Source organism: Woeseia oceani (genome assembly GCF_001677435.1).
Classification (GTDB): Bacteria; Pseudomonadota; Gammaproteobacteria; order Steroidobacterales; family Woeseiaceae; genus Woeseia; species Woeseia oceani.
On record NZ_CP016268.1, the window covers coordinates 3,102,410 to 3,125,510 of the forward strand.

Sequence of the window (23,101 nt, forward strand, 5' to 3'; positions counted from 1 at the left end):
GTTAATGGATCCGGGTTCGCTACTAAATTGCGGCAGACCAGCGCATTTCAAGCGGCCGGGTGTTGCGGTTATTACTTATTTCGCGCGGTATACGAAGCTCGCCATACGCCCGCATTCGCCGTCACGGCGGTAGGAAAAAAACGCGCCGGCCTCGGTGTACGTGCAGCGATCGCCGCCGTAGACCTCCGTAACCCCGCAGCCGGCAAGCCGGCCGCGGGCAAGGCCGTACAGATCCGCCTGCCAGCGGCCGCGCTCATTTGGTTCAAAGAACTGCGCCGATTCCGCATCGCTGGCCATAAAGGCATCGCGGACTTCAGCGCCAACTTCGAAGGCCGCCTGCGAGATGGCCGGCCCCAGCCACGCAAGAATGCCGGACTGACTGCTCATTTCAGCCACGGTCGCCTCGAGCACGCCGTCAAGCAGTCCTCGCCAGCCCGCGTGCGCAGCGGCCACCCTGCTGCCGTCCTTCGAGGTGAACAGCACGGGCAGGCAATCGGCGGTCAGTACCGCACAGACCACGCCGGCCGCACTCGTGACAGCGGCATCCGCTGTCGGCTTTGCCAGCGGATTCGGCAGGGCAACCGCGGTCGAGCCGTGCACCTGTCGCAGCCATTGTGGATCGGCCGGAAGGCCACACTCGCGACGCAGGCGTTGCCGGTTTTCGGTGACGCAGCGCAATTGATCGTTGACATGGTCGCCCAGGTTCAGCGATGCGTAAGGGCCGTCACTGACACCCCCGGTCCGCAACGACGTACCGGCCAGGACATTGGCCGGCGCGGGCCAGTCGGCGGCTATCCAGTTAGTCATCGCCGGCCATTGATTTGGCGTGACGGCGCAGCGCGTTCAGCAATGCCTGGAAGTCGTCTGGCAGGGCAATCTGAAATTCCAGCGGCTCTCCATTGAGCGGGTGCGCCAGCTCCAGCCGGGTCGCACACAAGGCCTGGCGACGGAATCCACGCAGAACGTCTGCCAGCGCTTCGTCGCCACCGCGTGGCAGTGCCAGACGACCACCGTAGACCTGATCGCCAATCAGCGGGTGTCGGCGGTGCGCCATGTGCACCCGAATCTGATGGGTACGACCGGTCTCGAGTTTGACACTGATGTGCGTGTGCGCAGCAAACCGTTCCTTTACCCGGTAATGAGTGACGGCCGGTTTACCATCGGCTTGCACGCTCATGCGCAAACGGTCCACGGGATGACGTTTGATCGGCGCATCAACAGTACCGCCTGCTGTCAGTACGCCATTGCAGACGGCCTCGTAATGACGATCGATTTCGCGCTCAGCCAGCATGCGGGTCAGTGCGGTATGCGCTGTCAAGGTCTTGCCGACCAGCAGCAAGCCGCTCGTATCCTTGTCCAGCCGGTGCACGATACCGGCGCGCGGCAATTCAACCAGCCCGGCCGCGTGATGCAGCAGACCGTTCATCAATGTGCCGCGCAAATTGCCGGCACCGGGGTGCACGACCAGGCCGGCTGGCTTGTTGATGACCAGCAGATCCTCGTCTTCAAATACGACCTCGAGCGCCAAGGGTTCAGGTTTGCTGGTCACCGCCGCCTCGGGCAGGGGTTCCAGCCAGACAGCCTCACCGCCAGTGACCGTGTCCCGGGGTCGCCGCGCCTCGCCATCGACGCTCACCTGCCCTTTCTTCAGCCATTGCGTCAGGCGGCTGCGGGAATACTCCGGAAACATCTGCGCCAGTGCCTGGTCCAAGCGTTTTCCAGCCAGTTCCAGAGGGATAATTCGGTTTTGCTTCTCGCTCATTACAACAATCACTGCCTTGGGGCCGGAAACTGGAGAGTTTACGGTATACTCGCCCGCTTTGAGCGCCCGTCAGTACAATTCACGGGCCGGCTAACACAGGTTTTCGCATAGATGAGTCTCCGCAATACATTCGCCGCACGCCGCTCGCCGCTGCCCGCAAGACGCCTGCGGTTGGCGCTGGGCGCGCTGCTGGCCAGCCTGGCCCTGTCTGCCTGCGCCGGCAAAGATGAACGCGACGATACGCTGGTCAACAACATTACCCGCGCGTACGAAACAGCGCAGACTTCAATGGCGAACCAGAACTACCGGCGCGCTATCCAGATTTTCGAAACCCTGCAGGCCCGCTTTCCGTTCAGCGACCTGTCGAAACAGATTCAGCTCGAACTGATGTACGCGTATTACAAGAGCAACCAGCAGGATCAGGCCATTGATGCCGCCGATCAGTTCATGCGCGAAAACCCGACGCACGCGCGTTACGACTATGCGCTGTACATCAAAGCGCTGGCGTACTTCGAGCGTGACCCCGGCATGCTGGAACGCATTTTCAAACGCGACGTCTCGCGACGTCCGCCGCGCGATGGTGCGCTGGCCTTTTCCCTGCTCAAACGGCTTGTTGACCGTTACCCTGCCAGCCCTTACGCAGCGGATGCTGAACAGCGCATGGTGTACCTGAAGAATCGCCTGGCCGCCTACGAGAATGGTGTCGCCCGTTTTTACCTGAGCCAGGAAGCCTACGTCGCTGCGCTGAATCGAGCCAAAAACGCGCTCGAAGAATACAACGGCGCTGACAGCACCAAGGACACACTCGATATCATGATCGAAGCCTACGAAGGCCTTGGTATGAGCGAATTGGCAGCCGACACGCGGCGTGTACGCAACGCGAATTTCCCGAGCGGCAGCTAAGCCGCAAGCTATTCCGGAAACGTGTAACGCGAGGTTATTGGGTAGCGCCAGTCACGGCCAAAGGCCCGCGCACTGATGCGTATGCCGGGCGGCGCCTGCCGCCGCTTGTACTCGTTGCGCTTGACCATTTCCAGCACCCGAATTACCACCTTGCGATCGAAGCCTCGCTCGCAGATTTCGTCTACCGATAAATCATCAACAATAAATGCTTCGAGGATCGGGTCGAGCACGCTGTAGTCCGGCAGCGAATCACTGTCTTTCTGATTCGGCCGCAGTTCGGCTGACGGCGGCCGTGTGATCACGCGCTCCGGAATCGCTGCACTGACCGTATTGCGGTAGCGTGCCAACTGATACACCAGCGTCTTGCTGCAATCCTTGATCGGCGCAAAACCGCCGTTCATGTCGCCGTACAACGTGGCATAGCCGACCGCCATCTCGCTCTTGTTGCCGGTAGTCAGCAACATGCGTCCGGTCTTGTTGGATATTGCCATCAGCAACAAGCCACGGCTTCGCGCCTGAATATTTTCTTCGGTTACGTCCGGCTCCCGGTCGCCGAATATTTTCTTGAGCTGACCAACCGTCGCGCCGTAGATAGGTTCAATCGGCAATACGTCATACCGTACGCCCAACAGTTTGGCCTGCGCCGCAGCATCTTCCTGGCTCATGGTGCTCGTATAACGAAACGGCATCATGACCGCGCGTACGCGGTCAGCGCCGAGCGCATCACAAGCGATAGTCAGGATCAGGGCAGAATCGATGCCACCGGACAAACCGACGACCACACCGGGAAAGCCGTGTTTCTCGACGTAGTCACGGGTACCGGTCACCAGCGCTTCGTAGACACTTTGCTCGGCAGCCAGCAATGGCACCACCTCGCCGGCCACTGGCACGACGCCACTGGCATTTGCTCTAAGGTCAACCGTGTACAAGCCTTCTTTGAAAGCCGGCGCACGAAAACGGACGTCACCGTCCGGCATCATCGCGAACGATCCGCCGTCGAACACCAGTTCGTCCTGGCCGCCGACCATATTCAGGTACACACAAGGAATGCCGGTTTCGCTCAAGCGTTGCCGAACGACTTCTTCGCGTTTCTGCTGGCTGTTGACTTCGTAGGGTGAACCGTTGATCGCCAGTATCACTTCCGCGCCAGCCGAGCGGCTACGCGCGGCAGGCTGTTTGCGCCACAGGTCTTCGCAGATATTCAGACCGATACGTATGCCATTGAGCTTGAATACGGCGGCTTCGCTGCCCGCCTCAAAATACCGGGCCTCATCGAAGACCCGGTAGTTGGGCAGCATTTGTTTGCGGTAACGCGCGACCACTTTGCCGTCACGGAACACCGCACACGCATTGAAAATCACGCCATCGCGGTATTCAGGAAAACCCACCAGTACGTGAACGCCGCGCACCGTTGTGCGAATGCGCTCCATTGCGTCGTCCACACGACGCCGCAACCCGTTATGAAACAGCAGGTCCTCGGGCGGATAGCCGCAAATGCTAAGCTCGGGAAACGCGACGATGTCGGCACCCAGCTCTTCACGCGACCGCTCCGCATATTCAAGTATACGGTCGGTATTGCCCGCCACATCACCGACCACGAGATCGAGCTGGGCGAGCGCTACCTTGACTGAATTGTTCATCGTCGGGCGAGACTCAAGCGAACGGAGGTTGTCGGCAGGCCGACAGCGAATCAGCTGTTAATCAATTCCAGCATCTTGCTGCCAAGTTCCGCCGGCGAACGAACGGTAGCAACACCGGCGTTATCAAGCGCACGGTACTTGTCATCCGCTGTGCCTTTGCCGCCGGCAATAATGGCACCGGCATGTCCCATACGTTTGCCCGGGGGTGCCGTAACACCGGCAATGTAGGCCACGACAGGCTTGCTAACTTCTGACTGAATAAATTCAGCAGCCGCTTCTTCGTCCGTACCACCAATTTCGCCAACCATCACAACGCCGTCAGTATCCGGGTCGTCCTGGAACAAGCGCAGGCAGTCGATGAAATCCATGCCACGAACCGGGTCGCCACCGATACCTACACAGGTGCTTTGGCCCAAACCGTTGTTGGTGGTCTGGTAAACCGCTTCGTAGGTAAGTGTGCCGGAGCGCGAAACAACGCCGATACGGCCTTTCTTGTGAATGAAGCCTGGCATGATGCCGATCTTGCACTCGTCCGGCGTAATGATGCCTGGGCAGTTCGGGCCGATAAGACGGCAATCATAGTTGCGCAGCGCGGACTTGACCTTAACCATGTCCAGCACCGGAATGCCTTCGGTAATGCACACGACCAGACCAACACCCGATTCAGCCGCCTCAAGAATGGCGTCGGCAGCAAACGGGGCCGGTACGTAGATCATGCTGACATCAGCACCGGTTTCGCTAACGGCTTCACGCATCGTGTTGAACACCGGTACACCCAGCGTTTCTTCACCACCACGGCCTGGCGTTACACCGCCAACAACCTTGGTGCCGTAATCGATGCATTGCTCTGTATGGAACTGACCTTGTGTGCCGGTGATGCCCTGACAAATGATCTTACTGTTCTTGTTTACCAAAATACTCATGACTTCACCGCCGCAGCTACTGCTTTCTTGGCCGCATCGGTAAGGTCGTCCGCGGCAATAATATCGAGACCACTCTCTTTCAGGAGAGCACGGCCTTTTTCAACGTTTGTACCTTCAAGGCGCGCAATTACAGGCACTTTCACGCCCACTTCTTTCACAGCCGTGATAATGCCCTCGGCAATCAGGTCACAACGCACAATGCCGCCAAAGATGTTGACGAGAATCGCGGTTACGTTCTGGTTGGACAAAATCAATTTGAATGCTTCGGCTACGCGCGCACTCGTTGCGCCACCGCCGACATCCAGGAAGTTCGCGGGATCGCCGCCGTGCAGCTTGATAAGGTCCATGGTCGCCATGGCCAGGCCTGCACCGTTCACCATGCAAGCAATGTTGCCGTCCAGCGAGACGTAGTTGAGGTCGTGGGCTGCCGCCTCACGCTCTTTCTCGTCTTCCTGGCTGGGATCACGCAGCGCCGTCAGTGCTTTCTGGCGGTACAGCGCGTTGTCTTCGATGTCGATTTTCGCATCAAGAGACAGGACGTCGCCCGCTTTGGTGATGATCAGCGGGTTCACTTCGACAAGACTTGCGTCGCATTCAACGAACAACTTGTACATACGTCCGACCAGGTCGCCGAACTGCTTTTGCTGTGCTTTGTTCAGGTTCAGGCCAAATGCTAACTGGCGTGCCTGATACGGCATCAGCCCGGCATCCGGTGCCACGGCAACGTTGAAAATCAGCTCCGGCGTATCTTCTGCAACCTGCTCGATGTCCATGCCGCCCGCTTCAGAGGCAATGAACGATACCTGTTTGGCTTCCCGGTCCACGACCATGCTGAGGTAAAGCTCGCGTTCGATATCGGACCCGGACTCTACATAGACAGTATTGACTGGCAGGCCTTCCGGGCCTGTCTGGTGAGTCACCAACGTCATACCCAGCATTTCTTTCGCATAGGCGCGTACTTCGTCTTTCGAACGCGCCAGCTTCACGCCCCCCGCTTTGCCGCGACCACCAGCGTGTACCTGAGCCTTCACGACCCATAGGCTGCCACCCAATTTGTCAGCAGCTGCCGCCGCATCGTCAGGATTGTCCACAGCGTGCCCGCTGGGCACCGGAATGCCAAAGTCGGCAAATAGTTTTTTGGATTGGTATTCGTGAAGGTTCATTGTTTAAGTATCTTTGTGTTGGTGAGCTTTTCGAAGAGCAACTGGCCGGCCTCGAGGACCCTCGAATCCGGTCAGGGCAAAAAATTCCGGCGTATTTTGGAGCAAAGCGGCCGCATACGCAAAGCCGCGCCACTATCGCACAATGCGGCGCCAGCGCACACCGCTGCCGCCGGTGCCGACTGCGCCGAATTGGTGCGCGGCACTATCGAGCCAGTCTGGCCATATTGCACTACAATCGGCAGCCATCGGCCGGATGGCCAGTGGCGGTAACCCATGCAACCAACAACAGGCGAGCCAAAGAGTAGCGAGGAACGTGGCCGACAGCTGCGCGATATCGAGCAATCCGACCTTACGTGGCGCGCGCTCAGTACACTGAACATATTCCGCCTGCTGGTCGCGGTATCGTTGCTGATCCTGTTCTTTGCCAGCGGTGAGCCGCGCTTTTTCGGTGATCGCTACCCCGCTTTATTCTCCGCCACCGCCGCCGGGTATTTCGTATTTGCGGTGCTGTCCGGCGTCACTATCCGGATGCGCTGGGTTTCGGCGGCACTGCAGGTGCTTACCCAGGTCACGGTCGATATTGCCGCGATTGTGATCTTGATGCACGCCAGCGGCGGTATATCCAGCGGCCTCGGTGGTTTGCTGGTGGTCTTCGTTGGCGCTGGCAGCCTGGTCTTGCCGTTGCAGGTTCCCGCTTTTTTTGCGGCGCTGGCTACGCTGGCAATCCTTGGCGAGCAGCTATTCTCGCAATTGTTCGACTCGCCGGGCCACAGTGCCAATTATTCAGCGGCCGGCGTACTGGGCGCGATCGTCTTCGCCATCGCCCTCGCCGCGAGACCACTCGCCAAACGCATTCAGGCAAGCGAAGAGCTCGCCCACCAGCGCGGTATCGACCTCGCCAACCTGTCGGAGCTGAACGAGTACATCGTTCAGCATTTGCGGGAAAGCATCGTCGTCATCGACCGTAACGACGGCATCCGGCTGATCAACAGCTCGGCCGCCGCATTACTGGGAATCGACGCCGGGCAGCACAAGACCATGGCGGCCGCAGCACCGGATCTGGACCGCTTCCTCAAAGCCTGGCGGGCAGACGACAGTATCGCCGGTCACACGGATTTCACGCTGGTCAGCGTTGATCATTCGGCGCGTATCTCGGTCCACCTCGCGCCCCTCGGGCGCGGGATCGGCCGCAATGGACCCGTATTGATGTTTCTCGAAGACGCCAGCCTGATGAACGCCCGGGTACAACAGTCCAAACTGGCGTCGCTCGGCCGGCTGAGCGCCAGCATTGCCCATGAGATTCGTAACCCGGTAGGCGCCATGAGCCACGCCGGACAACTGCTCGCCGAATCGAAAGGCCTGTCCGAAGCAGACCTCCGGCTGACCAGCATCATCCAGACACACGCCGAACGCGTCAGCCACATCATTGACAATGTACTGCAGTTGTCGCGTCGTGAATCCGGCCAGGCCGAGGAGTTGCAGCTGAAGCCATGGCTGGAAGATTTTGCCGCCGAGTTCTCCAACACCCTGGAATTGCAGGAAGGCGAGCTCAGTATCGCCAGCGCAGAAGAGGGGCTGATTGTGAATATGGACCCCAGCCATTTGCGCCAGGTAATGTGGAATTTATGCGATAACGCCGTGAAATACGGCAGCGAAACCGGCGGCATCATGGTTGAATTGCGTGCCGGACAGGTTGCACGCAGTCGCCGGCCGTTCCTTGAAGTTCTAGACCGGGGTCACGGTATCGATTCCGCAACGGCCGATAAGATATTCGAACCATTCTTCACCAATCGCAAAGGTGGCACGGGACTCGGCTTGTATATATCGCGGGAACTGTGCGAGCTGAACCACGCAACGCTGGTGTATCAGGCGCGCGAAGGCGGCGGCAGCATATTTCGCATCGTCTTTGCTGACGGCGGTCGCTGGCAGCGCCTCGGCGATTAAGCATCACTGGACTGACAGAGCAACATGAACAGACCGTTGGCCCTGGTAATTGACGACGAGCCCGATATTCGCGAGCTGCTCGCGCTGACGCTCGGCCGTATGAATATTGAGGCAGCGCTCGCGGGCGACGTCGCTGAAGCGCAGGCGCAACTCAGCGAACACAATTTTGATCTTTGCCTGACAGACATGCGCTTGCCGGACGGGGATGGACTCGATCTCGTCAAGTGGATACAGACCAACAGTCCAGGCGTACCTGTCGCCGTCATCACCGCACACGGCAATGTGGAAACGGCGGTACAGGCGCTGAAGCTCGGTGCGTTCGACTTCATCTCGAAACCCCTCGATCTCGCCAATCTGCGCAATGTCATCGAAAGTGCGCTGAAACTGGGCGAGCCGGCGCCGGCAGACGACAATCGCCTGTTGGGCAATTCCACACCCATGCGGGAACTGCGGGAGTTGATTGAGCGGGTCGCGCGCAGCCAGGCACCGGTCCACATCTGCGGCGAGTCCGGTACCGGCAAGGAACTCGTGGCAAGACTGATCCATGACTCGGGGCCGCGTGCCGATGGACCTTTCGTGCCGGTTAACTGCGGTGCAATTCCCGCGGACCTGATGGAGAGTGAGTTCTTTGGCCACCGCAAAGGCGCCTTCACAGGCGCGGTAGCGGACAAAGCAGGACTGGTGCAAAGCGCGAATGGCGGTACGCTGTTTCTCGATGAAATCGCCGACCTGCCACTGTCCATGCAGGTCAAGCTGCTGCGCGTAATACAGGAACAAACGGTCCGTCCAGTTGGCGCGGCGGCTGAGGAGCAGGTCAATATCCGTATCCTGTCCGCGACTCACAGGAACCTCGCCGACATGGTGGCGAACAGCGACTTCCGCGAAGACCTGTTTTACCGAATCAATGTCATTGAACTGCGCGTCCCGCCGCTGCGTGAACGCGGCGACGATGTCCTGTTGCTTGCCGAAAACGTCATGCGGCGACTCGGCAGTTCAACGGAAATGCTGGATGCAGGCGCCCGCAAGCTGTTATGCAGCTACCGTTTTCCCGGCAACGTGCGCGAACTGGAAAACATGCTGGAGCGGGCAGTTACGCTGTGCGTCAATGGCAGCATTTCGAGTTCCGACCTGCACGTCCGGGAAACTCCTCGGGCGGACGATGCATTGCCAGCGGCCAACAGCGCGACGTCCAATCTCGGTGGGCATATCGAAGATGTTGAGCGCCAGGCGATTGTCGAAGCACTCGAAAAAACCCGCTACAACAAGACGGCGGCGGCGAAGCGACTGGGGCTGTCGTTTCGCCAGTTGCGGTATCGCATCAAGAAACTCGGTATCGAGTAGCCAGCAGCGTCGGCGGATGCCGACGCACTGTGACAATTTTTGTCAGTTCCTGACAGCCAGTGACCGAACTTGCCCAGCCTGACAAAAGCCGTGACTGCGAAGCCCGTCACATTTCGATTTTTTTTCATTATATTTTTCAATAACTTAAATTACATCTGCTAAAACTGGCATGGGGCTTGCTTTATACCCGGTACAGGCGAATACGCCGTACGCTTTTCTACTCGCAAGTTTACAAATTCATGGAGACTCCAATGAAAAAAGTTCAACAGGGTTTTACGCTTATCGAACTGATGATCGTTGTCGCGATCATCGGCATCCTGGCCGCCATCGCTATTCCGGCTTATCAGGACTACACGATTCGCGCACAGGTTTCTGAAGGTTTGAGCCTGTAAGGCGCTGCTAAAGCAGCGGTAACCGAGTACTACCAGGACCAGGGTGCATATCCTGCTGATAACGATGAAGCTGGACTGGAAGCCGCAGCAAGCATCGCCGGCAAATATGTTTCTCAGGTCGCAGTTGCGGGTAACGTCATCACGGTGACCTACTCAAATGCGGACCCGCAGTCTGCCAACGCCAACATCAACGGAGCTACCATTACTTTGACGGCATTGGATAACGGCGGCAGCGTCTCTTGGACCTGCGCGGGCGGCGCCGGTGGCACAGAGCCATTGAACGCGAACCCGAAATGGCTGCCAGCTGCTTGCCGTCCGTAATCGGAGTCCGCTAGCGTCGGCTTCCCGATGCAATGACTAAGATCCAGGAGAAAGCCCCGCTAGCCGGGGCTTTTTTCTTCAAGTAGATTTTTTGCTTACATACAGCAGGTTGCTGAGCATGACTCACTGGGTGATCCGGCATCGTGCTTGAACGTAATGGCCGCTGCCGCTATTTTTGTCTGGGCACAGAGCGCTGGTTGACGGGAGTCGTTCGATGAAAACATCCACACGACAAGCAGGCTTCACGCTGATCGAACTCATGATAGTCGTTGCCATTATTGGCATCCTGGCCTCACTGGCTGTTTCGGCCTACCAGACTTATACCGTGCGCGCCCAGGTCGCCGAAGCACTGAACTTTGCTGCCAGCGTTAAAGTACCCATTGTTGACACATTCACTACAGAGGGACGCCCTCCGAGTGGACGCCAGGATGTCGGTTTATCTGCGGCAGCGACTGATTCACAAGGCAATTACGTCAGCGCCATGAATATCGTCAATGGCCGCATCGACATTACTTTCGGCAACAACGCGCACCCTGCCATTTTTGGTGAGTCTCTGTCGGTCACGCCCTATGCCACGCCGGGCGGACAGGCCATCTCGTGGCGTTGCGGCTACGCATCGGCCCTCAATGGCGGCCCGCTGACCGGCGGTGGCATTACCGCGGCTTACCAGGCCGGCTCCATCGAAGAACGATACCTGCCGTCCAATTGCCGTGGCTAACGGCCGGCTGCACAGAAGCAAAACCAACGCCCAAAGGGCGTTAAACTTCGGGCTTTGACTAAATATGTTGCATTTGTGAACAACAGCACAAAATGCAGTTGATCCAGATGGGCGGATCAGTGAGACTGTTAAGTCCGCAAAATCCTTGGCATTCAGGCATCTGACGCACTCATGGCAGTATCGGCATCTCAATCGACGCTTTCGGGCCTTCCACGGCGCCTGGTCCAGGACGGGATCATTGCTGAACAGGCCATCCTTGACGCCGCAGAAGCGGCCAAGAAAGCACATCTGCCGTTAGTCGCCTACCTCGTATCCAACGAACTGGCCGATTCCCGCGCAATCGCGGTCGCGGCCTCGCACGAGTTCGGCGTGCCTTTGCTGGATCTGGATGCGATAGAAGTGGATCTCGAGTGCCTGCGGGCAGTCGATCAGAAACTCCTGAACAAGCACCGTGTGCTGCCTTTGGTCAAACGCGGCCAGCGGCTATTCCTGGGTATCTCTGACCCAACCAATTTACAGGCTATCGACGAGGTCAAGTTTCAGACCAGCCTGCGTGTTGATCCGGTGGTTGTCGAGCAGGCAAAACTGGAAGAACGCATCAGCAAAGCGCTGGAAGCGGTCGACACGACCATGTCCGGCCTCGACGATGACGACTTCGACCTGGAGAACCTCGACGTATCAAGCGGCGAAGAAGAGCAGGAAGATGGCATCACCCGTGATGACATCGAAGACGCGCCGGTTGTTCGTTTCGTTAACAAGGTTTTGCTCGACGCGATCAAACGCGGCGCATCGGATATCCATTTCGAACCTTACGAGAAAATCTTCCGCGTACGCACACGACTTGACGGCGTGCTTTCCGAAGTTGCACAACCGCCGGTCGCGCTTGCCAACAAGGTATGTGCGCGACTCAAAGTAATGTCGCGCATGGACATTGCCGAGCGCCGCGTACCACAGGACGGTCGCATCAAAATGCGTTTGTCCAAAAACCGCGCTATCGATTTTCGTGTCAATACCTGCCCGACCTTGTTCGGCGAGAAAATCGTATTACGTATTCTGGATCCCAGCAGCGCCAAGCTTGGCATTGACGCACTGGGCTATGACGAAACGCAGAAGGCGCTGTACCTAAAGCACCTCAACAAGCCGTACGGAATGATTTTGGTTACCGGCCCGACAGGTTCGGGTAAAACCGTTTCGCTGTATACCGGCCTCAATATTCTGAACACGGAAGACCGCAATATTTCGACGGCGGAAGATCCGGCGGAAATCAACCTGCCTGGCATCAACCAGGTTAACGTCAATCCGAAAGTTGGACTCACGTTTGCCTCATCGCTGAAAGCGTTTCTGCGACAGGATCCCGACGTCATCATGGTCGGTGAGATTCGTGACCTGGAAACCGCCGAGATCGCGATCAAGGCGGCACAAACCGGTCACCTTGTACTTTCCACACTGCATACCAATGACGCGCCGAAAACACTGACGCGACTCGTCGACATGGGCGTCAAGCCTTACGCTATTGCGACCTCAGTAAGCTTGATCATTGCGCAACGGCTTGCGCGCAAGTTGTGTGACAACTGCAAGGAAGTGCGTGACATTCCGCACGAAGCCTTACTCAAAGAAGGCTTCGCGGAAGCAGACATCAAAGCAGGGCTTTCAGTATTCGGGCCGAAGGGCTGCAAGTTATGCAATGAAGGGTACAAAGGCCGCCTCGGCTTGTTCCAGGTCATGGAAGTCTCAGAGACCATGGGACGCATCATCATGGAGGGTGGCAATGCCATGCAGATAGCCGATCAAGCTGCCAAGGAAGGTGTCATCGATCTTAGAACGGCCGGACTGAACAAAGTCAAGGACGGGATCACAAGTCTTGAAGAGATCAACCGGGTTACAATTGAGTAGCTTCGGTCGCGGCATAGAGAGCTAGGGAACTAACATGGCGGAATCAGCGGTTGCTAACAGTACGCCTTTCCTTTGGGAAGGGACGGATCGCAAAGGCAACAAGATCAAGGGCAAGGCAATGGCGGCCAACGAGGCAGCTGTTCGTGCTGACTTGCGTCGTCAGGGCGTCGTGCCCAGCCGTATCAAGAAACAGAGCAAAGGCCTGTTCAGTGGCTCGGCCAAGATTACGATGGGCGACATTGCCATTTTCAGCCGGCAGCTCGCCACCATGCTCAGCGCGGGCATTCCGCTGGTACAGGCGTTCGAGATCGTTGGCAGCGGGCACGAAAACGCGGCGATGCAAAAACTGATCATGACGATCAAGGCGGACGTCGAAGGCGGCAGCGCACTTGCCGAAGCCCTTGCCAAACACCCGCTTTATTTCGACGACCTGTTCATCAATCTGGTTGAAGCCGGCGAGCAAGCAGGTGCTCTTGAAACCCTGCTGGACAAAATCGCGACCTACAAAGAAAAAACGGAAGCGATTAAGAAAAAGATCAAAAAAGCACTGACCTACCCGGCTGCCGTACTGGTTGTCGCATTCGTGGTAACCGTCATTCTGCTGATTTTCGTGATCCCGGCATTCGAAGACTTGTTCCAGGGCTTTGGCGCCGATCTGCCGGCCTTTACACAAGTCGTAATCGACCTTTCCAAATTTGTCCGCGATCAGGGCTGGATGCTGGCACTCGCCGGATTTGCCGCAGTATCCGCATTCTTGTACTTCAAGAAGCGATCCCGGGCGATGCGGGAATTCCTTGACCGTATGGCACTGAAGACGCCGATCATTGGCCCGATCATTCAGAAAGCAGCCATTGCCCGTTACGCCCGGACGTTGTCAACAATGTTCAGCGCCGGTGTACCGCTGGTGGAAGCGCTTGAGTCTGTAGCCGGCGCCACAGGTAACATCGTCTATGAAGTGGGCGTGCTGCACATGAAAGACGAGGTCTCCACTGGCCAACGGCTGCAGCAGGCAATGGAAAACACGGACCTGTTCCCGAACATGGTTATCCAGATGATCGCCGTTGGTGAAGAATCCGGCTCGCTTGATGAAATGTCCGCCAAAGTCGCCGACTTCTACGAGGAAGATGTGGACAACGCGGTCGACAATCTCAGCAGCCTGCTCGAACCCATGATCATGGCAATCCTCGGTGTACTCGTCGGTGGACTGGTCATCGCCATGTACCTGCCAATTTTCAAGATGGGCGCGGTCGTATAATCGCGAGGCCTGTGACAACAAATGCACTCCCAGCGGCGCCTAATGGCGCCGCTCTTGTATCCGCAGTCTGAACCGGGAATCATTCACTGATGATTGAAATTCTCTCTGCCCACCCTGCCGTCTTCCTGCTGGTCTGCGTACTCTTCGCGTTGCTGATCGGCAGCTTCCTTAACGTCGTCATATACCGCGTGCCGGTCATGATGCAGCGCGAATGGCGTAGTCAGTGCCAGGAGTTGCTGGCCGAACCTGCCGACGACTTGCCGGAAGGCCGGTTCGATCTGGTGGTGCCCCGTTCACGGTGTCCGTCCTGTGGTATCCAAATCACCGCGCTGCAAAACATCCCTGTTGTCAGCTACCTCCTGTTGCGCGGCAAATGCGGGCACTGCCAGGCACGGATTTCGGCGCGCTATCCCGCCATTGAGGTGCTTACCGCGGTACTGACCGGTCTGACGGCGTGGCGCTTCGGCTTTGGCTGGGAAGCGGCCGCTGCCATTGGCCTTACCTGGGTCCTGATCGCCATCACCTTTATCGATTTTGATCACCAGATCATTCCGGACTCCATGTCACTGCCTCTGTTGTGGGCCGGCCTCAGCCTGAGCCTGTTCAACCCGATGCCCGCTGCCGAGGTGTTGTTCATCGCGCCGAAAACGGCCATTGTCGGCGCACTGGCGGGCTACCTCAGCCTGTGGAGTGTCTATCACCTGTTCAAGCTGGTGACCGGCAAAGAAGGTATGGGGTACGGTGACTTCAAACTGCTTGCGGCACTTGGTGCATGGCTCGGCTGGCAAGAACTGCCGGTGATCATCATTTTGTCAGCGCTGGTTGGAGCGATCGTCGGCATTGCCTTGATGGCAGTACGTGGCAGAGACCGGAATGTACCAATGCCTTTCGGACCCTTTCTTGCGGCAGCCGGTTGGCTCGCCATGTTATACGGGCCACAAATTCGCAGCTGGTGGATCGGCGCTGTTACCTGAACCGGATAGCCTCGCATGCGCAAGCTCGAAAATACTGAACCGTTCCGTATAGGTCTGACAGGCGGCATCGCCAGCGGCAAGTCCCTCATCGCGAATTATTTCGAAGAGCTGGGCGTTCCGGTCATTGACACCGACGTCATTGCCCGCGAGCTGGTTGAACCGGGCAGTCCAGCGCTCAACGAAATACGGCAGATGTTCGGCGACCGGGTTATCGCGGTAGACGGTGGGCTGAACCGCGCGGCGCTGCGTACCATCGTTTTTGCCGACGAAGGTGAACGCCGCAAGCTGGAAGGTCTGCTGCATCCGCTGATACGGGAAGAGACTATGCGTCAGTCAGCCAGCGCAGGCGGCCGCTACCAGATTATCGTAGTGCCGCTGCTGGCTGAATCGCCAATGCGCGAGAGCATGGACCGCATACTGGTGGTCGACGTACCGAAAGCATTGCAGCTTGAGCGACTACTCGCCCGTGACGCTGAAAACAAAGCTCAGGCTGAACGCATAATCGCCTCTCAGGCCAGCCGCGAAGAACGGCTGGCTATCGCCGATGACGTTATCAACAACGACGGCTCTCTCGAGCTTGCCCGGCAACGGGTGGCGGAGCTCCACCGACGTTACGAACGCCTTGCTGCGCTGCGTTGATCACCTTACCTGTCGCCGTTTGAAGTCATTTGCGCATACCGCCGCACGTGGCGCAGAATAGCGCAATGGTACGAGCCGTAATGACAGCAGAACAACACAGCGCCGGTCGGACGATGTGCGAATACGAGCAGCCACTCAATGAGCGGATGCGCACTTTCATGCGCCTGGAGTTCCTGTATCAGCAGCTGCTGTACAACACCGAGCAGGAAGCCGACTGGGCTACCCGTGCCGCCACCACGAGTTTGCTGGAGATTCTGGCCATCCTCAGTCGCGGCGACGTGCGCAGTGACGTCCACAAGGAACTGGACCGGCAACTCGATGTGCTGGAACGCTACAAATCGCAACCCGCCGTCGACGTCAAGCGCCTTTCTTCGCTGATTTCAAATCTGACCCACACACGGGAAGAACTGCGCAGTATCGGCGCACATTTTCTGCAGCCACTGAAAGATTGCGAGTTTCTGAGCTCGATCAAGCACCGGAGTGCAATCCCCGGTGGGACCTGCGAATTTGACTTACCGGAGTACAGCCACTGGTTGCGGCAACCATTCGAGCGACGACAACAGGACATGCAGGGTTGGCTGCATATACTGCAACCGGTTTGCGACGCGGTGATTGAAGTGCTGTGGCTGATTCGGGAAAGCGCGCAACCGCAGGAACGCCGTGCGATCAATGGCATGTACCAACACAACATGCAACGCGATGCGCATTGCCAAATGTTGCGGGTTACGCTGCCATTGAACAGTCCGTTGTTTCCGGAGATCAGCGGGAGTCAGCACCGCTTTACCGTGCGCTTTCTCGAATGGTCAGCGATAGGCTCACGGGCCGTGCAGACCGGACACGACGTAAGCTTTCACATCAGTATTTGTTGAGTCTGCGTCGCGGACTGACTGTCATACCCGGCGATCTCGGCCAAGCAGCGCTTCAAGTACGGGCCCGTCTGCCGGTAGCAATTCCGCGACGGAGATATCGGCCGGAAATCGCCACTCCATCGCCTGACCATCACAGGCTATTGGCTCGCGCTGCCAGCTATGCACCAGGAAAAAATCGAGTTCGACACTTCGGTCGGCGTACTCGTGCATCAAGTGCATGAAGTGCTCGGAGTCGCCGACTTCGACCGCCAGTTCTTCACGCAACTCACGCACCATTGCTTCAGCCGGTGTCTCGTCGCCCTGCAGCTTGCCGCCTGGAAACTCCCACAATCCGGCGAACGGCGAATCTCCGAGGCGTTCCGTAATCAGCACCCGGCCAGATGCATCGATCAAGATACCGGCCGCAACCTGCAAGCGTTGCGCAATGGTCACGTCAAACGGTCAACTCAAGCGGCCGTGGCATTGCTTGAACTTCTTGCCTGAACCGCAAGGGCACGGCTCGTTGCGGCCGACTTTGCGATCTTCGCGCACGAACGGTGCGGGCGCCTCGGCTGGCGGGCGCGGTATTGGGCCGTCACCCTGTCGACCAGCGGCTGCTGGTGGCGGCGCAGCCTGCCCCAGGGCCGGCGCATCGGCATGCTTGAATTCCATTGCCTGCGCTGCTCGGCGCTGTTGTTCCATGCGCTGGATATCTTCTTCGCTCTGAATCCGCACACGCGACAAAATTGTTGTCGTGTCGTGTTTGATCTGGTCCAGCATCGCGCCGAACATCTCGAACGCTTCGCGTTTGTATTCCTGCTTCGGGTTCTTCTGCGCATAGCCTCGCAGATGTATGCCCTGACGCAAGTAATCCATTGCGGCCAGATGTTCCTTCCAGTGGTAGTCAAGTTGTTTCAACATGACTTCTTTCTCGACACTCCGCATCAACTCAGTGCCGATCGTTTTTTCTTTCTCAAGATACGCTTTGCGCAATTCCTCAACGACACGCTCGCGAATGGTTTCTTCGTTGAGCTTAGGATCGTCGCGCACCCACTGCGAAACATTCACGCGCGCCATGAAATCGTGCTCGATGGCCTGGGTTAGCCCATCGGTATCCCACTGGTCCTCCAGACTGCCCGGCGGAATGTACTGCGCAACAACGTCTTCCACGACTTCGTCGCGAATCGCCATGACCGAGTCCTTGATATCGTCGGCGGCCATGAGTTCGCTGCGTTGATGGTAGACAACTTTACGCTGGTCATTGGCAACATCATCGTACTCAAGCAGGTTCTTGCGTATGTCAAAGTTATGCGCTTCGACTTTGCGCTGTGCCTTCTCGATTTGCCGCGACAGGATTTTGCTTTCTATCGCCTCACCTTCACGCATACCGGCTCGCGACAGCAACGCCTTGGTTCTATTCGGATCGCCGAAGATCCGCATCAGGTTGTCTTCCATCGACAAATAGAAGCGACTTGAGCCGGGATCACCTTGACGACCGGAGCGGCCGCGCAACTGGTTGTCGATACGCCGTGACTCGTGGCGCTCAGTACCGATGATGTGCAGTCCACCGGCCTCAAGTACAACTTTCTGACGCGCCTCCCATTCGGCTTTGACCACCTCTTTGTCCGCGTCCTCGCCTGCGTCGGCGTATGCCGCTTCGAGGTTGCCGCCAAGCACGATATCGGTACCGCGCCCCGCCATGTTCGTTGCGATGGTAATCGCGCCTGGTCGGCCGGCCTGCTGTACTACCGTCGCCTCGCGTTCGTGTTGCTTGGCATTCAGCACTTCGTGCTGCACGCCCTTTTTCTTCAGCAGCGACGATAAATATTCCGACGTTTCAATTGATGTCGTACCCACCAGCACCGGCTGCTGACGTTCGCGGCAGTCGACGATGTCTTCGATGATCGCGTCGAATTTATCCTTCTGCGTCAGGTAGACAAGGTCCGGCTGGTCCTTGCGTACCATCGGCCTGTGGGTTGGGATCACTATGACCTCTAGGCCATAAATTGTTTGGAATTCAAAGGCTTCCGTATCAGCCGTGCCCGTCATACCGGACAGGCTGTTGTACAGCCGGAAGTAATTCTGAAAAGTGATGGAGGCAACCGTCTGATTCTCCTGCTTGACGGCAACGCCTTCCTTCGCTTCGATCGCCTGATGCAATCCATCGGACCATCGACGTCCCGGCATGGTTCGGCCAGTAAACTCGTCGACGATGACAATCTCGCCGTTGCTGACGATGTATTCGACGTCCTTGTTAAACATGACATGAGCGCGCAACGCGGCGTTCAGGTGATGCAACAGTCGAATATTGCCGGCGTCATACAGGCTTGAACCTTCTTCCAGGAGTCCGGCCTGGGACATCAATTGTTCAACGTACTGATGTCCGTCTTCTGTGACGTGCACCTGCTTTGCTTTCTCGTCGGTCGTGTAGTGACCGCGTATCGCCAGGCGGCACAGTGGAATCTTGCCGTCCTCAACCTGCACAACATCGGCATTTCTTGATTCTGCCAAGTCTATCGCCGCAGAAAGCGACATGACTTCCTCGCCATCGTCTGATTTCAGCAGCTTGCCGTGCTCATCCTTCAGCTTGATGGACTTTGCATTGATGTTGAAATTATTCGAATCCGCTGTGTCCTCGTGCAGACGCAACTTGGGAATCAGCTTGTTGATCTTTTGATAGAGATCTGTGTTCTCTTCGGTTGGACCGGAGATGATCAGCGGCGTACGTGCTTCATCGATCAGAATCGAGTCGACCTCATCGACAATCGCAAAATTCAGCGGGCGCTGGACTTTGTCATCAGGGGAGAACGCCAGATTGTCACGCAGGTAGTCGAATCCCAGTTCATTGTTGGTCGCATAGGTGATGTCCGCGTTATAGGACTCCGCTTTCTGCTGCTGTGTCTGACCGCTACGGGTCACGCCGACGGTCAAACCCAGGAACTCATACACCGGCCGCATCCAGTCGGCGTCGCGCTGCGCGAGATACTCGTTAACCGTGACTATGTGCACGCCCTTGCCGCTCAAAGCATTCAGATAAGCAGGCAGAGTCGCTACCAGCGTCTTGCCTTCGCCAGTCCGCATTTCGGCAATATTGCCTTGATGCAAAACCATGCCGCCGATCAATTGCACGTCAAAGGGCCGCATACCCAGTGTCCGCCATGCGGCTTCACGGGCGACTGCGAAGGCTTCCGGGAGTAGTTGATCCAGCGTTGCACCATCGGCTATACGCTGTTTGAATTCGTCGGTCTTTGCTGCCAAAGCACCGTCATCCAGTGCTTTGATGCCCTCTTCCAGATCGTTGACGCGTTTTACGACCTTGTACATCTGCCGCAGCAGGCGTTGATTACGGCTACCAAAAAATCGAGTAAGAAAATTTGCCACTGAGGGCTCCTGCAAGAGGGTATTCGGCCACGGACGTTACCGCCACGACCACACACAAAGACCGGTATTTTACGTACTGACTGGAAATTTGCACCACGGATTACCCTGACTAAGACAAATTGCCGAACCGGGGTTCCGGCAAGCATCGTCAAGAACGTCCGTTGTTGTTGAATGAAAGAAGGATTATGAGGCCGGTGGAGACGATTCCAAGGGCCTTACAGAGCGAGAATCGTACCTGGGCCGATGGCCCGCGGTTACCCGTAAACGGCTCGCTTACTCGGCGGCGCCCTTGCGAACAAACGACACGGGATTAACCCGCTTGCCGCGGTGCAGGACCTCAAAATGAAGATTCGGCCCGGTAGCCCGACCTGTCTCGCCCATCAGCGCAACCGTCTGACCCTTGCGGACTTCTTCGCCCACGGCAACGAGGTTTTCCAGATTGTGCGCATAACGTGTGGCGTAGCCGTTGCCGTGATTGATCTCGACCAACTGCCCATAGCCGTAGCGTTTGGACGACCAGGTCACGACCCCGTCCGCTACCGCAATGATTTCCGCGCCTTCCTTGCCCGCGAAATCAACTCCGCGGTGATTCGCAGTCTTGCCTGTAAAAGGATCGGTTCGACGGCCGAAATAGGACGACATCCAGCCTGATTTGACCGGCATGCCGTGCGGGTAGACGCGATCATTGAGGTTCTGATTGAGAATGACCGATTCGAGGACACCCAGTTGCGCTTCGCGATTGTCGAGTTGCATCGCCAGTCCCTCCATCGCGGTCAGGACCTCGGGCACTGCTGCAGACGAACCGGCCGAATCAGGCTCCTCGGGACCGCCAAGCGCCGGGATGGCGTCAAAATCAAATTCACCGTCGTCGAGATCGGCCATTTCAGTCAGGCGGCGACCCAGCGCATCGAGCCGGATCACCCGCGCATTCATCTGGCCGATTCGCAGCGCCAGCGCGTTCAGGGTGTCTTCGGTTTCTTGCCGGGTTGTCAGAATGGCATCACGCTGTGCTTCAAGCTCGGCGTTCAAAGCAGCGGTGGTTTCCAAGCTTACGCCGGAACCGTTGTGTACCGAGTAAATATAGCCACCGAAAAAAGCCGCCCCGCAAAAGCCACTGATAATCAGCGCTGCAAACAGCCCTGCGGTGGGTCCGGACAGGCTGATCTGCCGAGGTTTGCCAAACCCCTTGCCAAATATCACTACATTCATTAACTACGCCCCGGATGCGTATGTTCAAAAGTATTTGCGCTAACGTAACCATCGGAATCATGGCCCGGCTGCCGGTCGTGGCGCCGTGTCGTTTTTGTCAGCCTGTGCTCGATGATCACTTCGGTAGCCCCGCTATCGTAGGACTAAACGCCCCTTAGATCGGTGGTTTTGCGTCCCCGTCTTTCGGCGGGTATGCCCTTGTCAAGGCGGTCAATATGCATAATGACGCTTTTCATTACAAGATCGCACGGCCAGAATGTCGACCCCGGTCACTTGTGGTCCGCTGAAAACGCCTAACCCGTCACATTTCATGAGCATTATTCGCCTCGACAAACTGCTGAAGTCCCCTTCCTCGAGCCGCCTGGAGGAAATTATTCAGCGTGCCCGCCGACATCAGGACCTGACGGAGCTCATTAAATCCAGTTTAGACAAGGACTTAGCTGAGGCAGTGGTGTCGGTCAGCGTGCAGAAGGACGAACTGGTCGTGGTCGCCAGCAGCTCGGCGTGGGCCGCACGCCTGCGATTTGAGGCAGATTCACTGTTGCGCGCCGCGCGCGCGCAAATAGCGGACGTTGCGCGTTGCCAGGTCAGAGTCGCCCGCCAAGGGCCGGGGGACTGACGTCAGGCGTAGGCCGGGGTCGCGTAGGAAATAGGCGCCTTCGTCGCATCCTCGTAGGTAACCTCTTCCCAGGCGGTCGTATCAGCAAGCATCGCCCGCATCAGTTTATTGTTCAGGTCGTGGCCCGATTTGTGCGCGGAGAACTCGCCAATCACGGTACGGCCAAGCAGGTATATATCGCCGATCGCATCCAGAATTTTGTGAACAACAAATTCGTTGGCGTACCGGAGGCCGTCCTCATTGAGGATGCGGTAGTCATCGAGCACGATGGCGTTATCCATGCTGCCACCGAGTGTCAGGTTGCGTTCACGCAAAGTTTCAACATCGCGCAGGAAACAAAACGTGCGCGCCCGACTGACTTCTTTGAGGAACGACGATGAGGAAAAGTCGATCGACGCATGCTGACTGAGCTTGTTAAACACCGGGTGATTGAAGTCGATATCGAAGTTGACTTTAAAGCCGTTAAACGGCGTCAATTGTGCCCACTTGTCGCCTTCTTCGATGCGGATTTTGCGCTTGATCCGGACAAAGCGCTTGGCGGCATTCTGCTCTTCGATCCCCGCAGACTGCAGCAGGAATACAAACGGAGCCGCACTGCCATCCATGATCGGCACTTCAGGCGCCGACAGGTCCACGTACAGATTGTCGATGCCCAGACCGGCGAGTGCTGACATCAAATGCTCGACCGTCGCAACCTTGACATCGCCTTTGACCAGCGTGGTACCCAGCATGGTCTCGCCGACCAGATTGGGGTCTGCGGGAATATCCACCGGCACGTCCAGATCGACACGCCGAAAGGTGATACCCGTATTGGCGGCCGCCGGACGCAGAGTCATGTAGACCTTCTCGCCCGTATGCAGCCCCACGCCAGTGGCCCGAATGGCCGTTTTCAAGGTGCGTTGTCGCAACATTGCCACAAATTCTCGCTAAGCTATCCGCGGCGCGCTCGCGTCCAAGGAAATCGCGAGCATCCGCTGGTTGTATGGGCTGCAGTGCAGCCGGAGCTGCGGGCAGCGGAAAACCGACTGGCTGTGTCAGCCGGAAATGTCGTCTTTGGGTGGCCCGTGTTGCAGAAACACCACTTATTTTTCAATGACTTACGGTCATTCTCTCATTCAATTTGGGCGAAAGATTAGCACACCGTCTCTCAAGTTCAAGTCATTCGCTGCGGCCATT

The 23,101-nt window shown here is 57.4% G+C and carries 19 protein-coding genes, 1 pseudogene and 1 riboswitch; of the genes and pseudogenes, 11 read left to right on the forward strand and 9 right to left on the reverse strand.

The features are described 5' to 3' along the window. Window positions 1-75: 75 nt before the first annotated feature. Together pgeF and rluD are read right to left on the reverse strand one after the other, a co-directional pair. On the reverse strand, window positions 76-807 hold the full coding sequence (pgeF, locus tag BA177_RS14025; protein WP_068617209.1) for a peptidoglycan editing factor PgeF: 732 nt from the start codon (window positions 805-807) through the stop codon (window positions 76-78). After that, window positions 800-1,762, reverse strand: coding sequence for a 23S rRNA pseudouridine(1911/1915/1917) synthase RluD (gene rluD, locus BA177_RS14030; protein WP_068617211.1), 963 nt, complete (start codon window positions 1,760-1,762; stop codon window positions 800-802). Before rluD ends, pgeF begins: the two co-directional genes overlap by 8 nt. 111 nt (window positions 1,763-1,873) lie before the next feature. Here rluD and BA177_RS14035 point away from each other — a divergent pair, with 111 nt between their 5' ends. Next, entirely contained in the window at window positions 1,874-2,665 is a 792-nt protein-coding gene (locus BA177_RS14035) for an outer membrane protein assembly factor BamD (protein ID WP_068617218.1), read from the forward strand. 8 nt (window positions 2,666-2,673) lie between these two features. Here the strand turns inward: BA177_RS14035 and BA177_RS14040 are convergent, their stop codons facing one another. The 3 genes from BA177_RS14040 to sucC are packed head-to-tail and all read right to left on the reverse strand — an operon-like array spanning window position 2,674 to window position 6,391. Then, entirely contained in the window at window positions 2,674-4,305 is a 1,632-nt protein-coding gene (locus BA177_RS14040) for an NAD+ synthase (protein ID WP_068617219.1), read from the reverse strand. Between the two features lie 50 nt (window positions 4,306-4,355). Beyond that, complete coding sequence (gene sucD, locus BA177_RS14045; protein ID WP_068617220.1) at window positions 4,356-5,228, reverse strand: succinate--CoA ligase subunit alpha; 873 nt, start codon at window positions 5,226-5,228, stop codon at window positions 4,356-4,358. Then, the gene (gene sucC, locus BA177_RS14050) at window positions 5,225-6,391 is read right to left on the reverse strand and encodes an ADP-forming succinate--CoA ligase subunit beta (RefSeq protein WP_068617221.1); all 1,167 of its coding nucleotides are present in this window, start codon (window positions 6,389-6,391) and stop codon (window positions 5,225-5,227) included. Before sucC ends, sucD begins: the two co-directional genes overlap by 4 nt. Window positions 6,392-6,664: 273 nt before the next feature. Here sucC and BA177_RS14060 point away from each other — a divergent pair, with 273 nt between their 5' ends. From BA177_RS14060 to zapD, 9 genes and pseudogenes are all read left to right on the forward strand, one after another. Continuing rightward, entirely contained in the window at window positions 6,665-8,335 is a 1,671-nt protein-coding gene (locus tag BA177_RS14060; protein ID WP_068617225.1) for a sensor histidine kinase, read from the forward strand. Window positions 8,336-8,359: 24 nt separating this feature from the next. Continuing rightward, window positions 8,360-9,676 (forward strand): sigma-54-dependent transcriptional regulator, encoded by a 1,317-nt coding sequence (locus BA177_RS14065; RefSeq protein ID WP_068617232.1) that lies wholly within the window; start codon window positions 8,360-8,362, stop codon window positions 9,674-9,676. Window positions 9,677-9,927: 251 nt separating this feature from the next. Beyond that, window positions 9,928-10,389: pseudogene (locus tag BA177_RS19190) on the forward strand (pilin). A 214-nt stretch (window positions 10,390-10,603) separates the two neighbouring features. Next, entirely contained in the window at window positions 10,604-11,107 is a 504-nt protein-coding gene (locus BA177_RS14075; protein ID WP_068617235.1) for a pilin, read from the forward strand. A gap of 171 nt (window positions 11,108-11,278) precedes the next feature. Continuing rightward, on the forward strand, window positions 11,279-13,000 hold the full coding sequence (pilB, locus tag BA177_RS14080) for a type IV-A pilus assembly ATPase PilB (protein ID WP_068617238.1): 1,722 nt from the start codon (window positions 11,279-11,281) through the stop codon (window positions 12,998-13,000). 34 nt (window positions 13,001-13,034) lie between these two features. Beyond that, window positions 13,035-14,255, forward strand: a complete 1,221-nt coding sequence (locus BA177_RS14085; protein ID WP_068617240.1) for a type II secretion system F family protein — start codon at window positions 13,035-13,037, stop codon at window positions 14,253-14,255. 89 nt (window positions 14,256-14,344) lie between these two features. Then, complete coding sequence (locus tag BA177_RS14090) at window positions 14,345-15,229, forward strand: prepilin peptidase (RefSeq protein WP_068617245.1); 885 nt, start codon at window positions 14,345-14,347, stop codon at window positions 15,227-15,229. Window positions 15,230-15,244: 15 nt separating this feature from the next. Continuing rightward, window positions 15,245-15,868, forward strand: a complete 624-nt coding sequence (coaE, locus tag BA177_RS14095; protein ID WP_068617251.1) for a dephospho-CoA kinase — start codon at window positions 15,245-15,247, stop codon at window positions 15,866-15,868. An 80-nt stretch (window positions 15,869-15,948) separates the two neighbouring features. Then, entirely contained in the window at window positions 15,949-16,737 is a 789-nt protein-coding gene (zapD, locus tag BA177_RS14100) for a cell division protein ZapD (protein WP_197493069.1), read from the forward strand. Window positions 16,738-16,758: 21 nt separating this feature from the next. Here zapD and mutT read toward each other — a convergent pair whose 3' ends face one another. The 3 genes from mutT to BA177_RS14115 all read right to left on the reverse strand — a co-directional run bounded on the left by mutT (window position 16,759) and on the right by BA177_RS14115 (window position 21,306). Then, window positions 16,759-17,169: an 8-oxo-dGTP diphosphatase MutT gene (gene mutT / locus BA177_RS14105; RefSeq protein ID WP_082990125.1), complete on the reverse strand. Its 411-nt coding sequence runs from the start codon at window positions 17,167-17,169 to the stop codon at window positions 16,759-16,761. A 9-nt stretch (window positions 17,170-17,178) separates the two neighbouring features. Further along, a complete protein-coding gene (secA, locus tag BA177_RS14110) occupies window positions 17,179-20,097 on the reverse strand; it encodes a preprotein translocase subunit SecA (protein ID WP_197493071.1) in 2,919 nt (972 codons plus the stop codon). A 273-nt stretch (window positions 20,098-20,370) separates the two neighbouring features. Next, window positions 20,371-21,306, reverse strand: a complete 936-nt coding sequence (locus BA177_RS14115) for a M23 family metallopeptidase (protein ID WP_068617255.1) — start codon at window positions 21,304-21,306, stop codon at window positions 20,371-20,373. Between the two features lie 119 nt (window positions 21,307-21,425). After that, a riboswitch (cyclic di-GMP riboswitch) is annotated at window positions 21,426-21,513 on the reverse strand. A gap of 103 nt (window positions 21,514-21,616) precedes the next feature. On the opposite strand from BA177_RS14115, the gene BA177_RS14120 reads away from it, so the two are divergent. Then, complete coding sequence (locus tag BA177_RS14120; RefSeq protein ID WP_068617257.1) at window positions 21,617-21,925, forward strand: DciA family protein; 309 nt, start codon at window positions 21,617-21,619, stop codon at window positions 21,923-21,925. A gap of 2 nt (window positions 21,926-21,927) precedes the next feature. Here BA177_RS14120 and lpxC read toward each other — a convergent pair whose 3' ends face one another. Further along, window positions 21,928-22,836, reverse strand: a complete 909-nt coding sequence (gene lpxC / locus BA177_RS14125) for a UDP-3-O-acyl-N-acetylglucosamine deacetylase (protein WP_068617259.1) — start codon at window positions 22,834-22,836, stop codon at window positions 21,928-21,930. Window positions 22,837-23,101: the final 265 nt, after the last annotated feature.

Coding starts and splice junctions, on each gene's coding strand:
- pgeF (WP_068617209.1), bottom strand. CDS start 807: ATGACTAACTGGATAGCCGCCGACTGGCCCGCGCCGGCCAATGTCCTG.
- rluD (WP_068617211.1), bottom strand. CDS start 1,762: ATGAGCGAGAAGCAAAACCGAATTATCCCTCTGGAACTGGCTGGAAAA.
- BA177_RS14035 (WP_068617218.1), top strand. CDS start 1,874: ATGAGTCTCCGCAATACATTCGCCGCACGCCGCTCGCCGCTGCCCGCA.
- BA177_RS14040 (WP_068617219.1), bottom strand. CDS start 4,305: ATGAACAATTCAGTCAAGGTAGCGCTCGCCCAGCTCGATCTCGTGGTC.
- sucD (WP_068617220.1), bottom strand. CDS start 5,228: ATGAGTATTTTGGTAAACAAGAACAGTAAGATCATTTGTCAGGGCATC.
- sucC (WP_068617221.1), bottom strand. CDS start 6,391: ATGAACCTTCACGAATACCAATCCAAAAAACTATTTGCCGACTTTGGC.
- BA177_RS14060 (WP_068617225.1), top strand. CDS start 6,665: ATGCAACCAACAACAGGCGAGCCAAAGAGTAGCGAGGAACGTGGCCGA.
- BA177_RS14065 (WP_068617232.1), top strand. CDS start 8,360: ATGAACAGACCGTTGGCCCTGGTAATTGACGACGAGCCCGATATTCGC.
- BA177_RS14075 (WP_068617235.1), top strand. CDS start 10,604: ATGAAAACATCCACACGACAAGCAGGCTTCACGCTGATCGAACTCATG.
- pilB (WP_068617238.1), top strand. CDS start 11,279: ATGGCAGTATCGGCATCTCAATCGACGCTTTCGGGCCTTCCACGGCGC.
- BA177_RS14085 (WP_068617240.1), top strand. CDS start 13,035: ATGGCGGAATCAGCGGTTGCTAACAGTACGCCTTTCCTTTGGGAAGGG.
- BA177_RS14090 (WP_068617245.1), top strand. CDS start 14,345: ATGATTGAAATTCTCTCTGCCCACCCTGCCGTCTTCCTGCTGGTCTGC.
- coaE (WP_068617251.1), top strand. CDS start 15,245: ATGCGCAAGCTCGAAAATACTGAACCGTTCCGTATAGGTCTGACAGGC.
- zapD (WP_197493069.1), top strand. CDS start 15,949: ATGACAGCAGAACAACACAGCGCCGGTCGGACGATGTGCGAATACGAG.
- BA177_RS14115 (WP_068617255.1), bottom strand. CDS start 21,306: ATGAATGTAGTGATATTTGGCAAGGGGTTTGGCAAACCTCGGCAGATC.
- BA177_RS14120 (WP_068617257.1), top strand. CDS start 21,617: ATGAGCATTATTCGCCTCGACAAACTGCTGAAGTCCCCTTCCTCGAGC.
- lpxC (WP_068617259.1), bottom strand. CDS start 22,836: ATGTTGCGACAACGCACCTTGAAAACGGCCATTCGGGCCACTGGCGTG.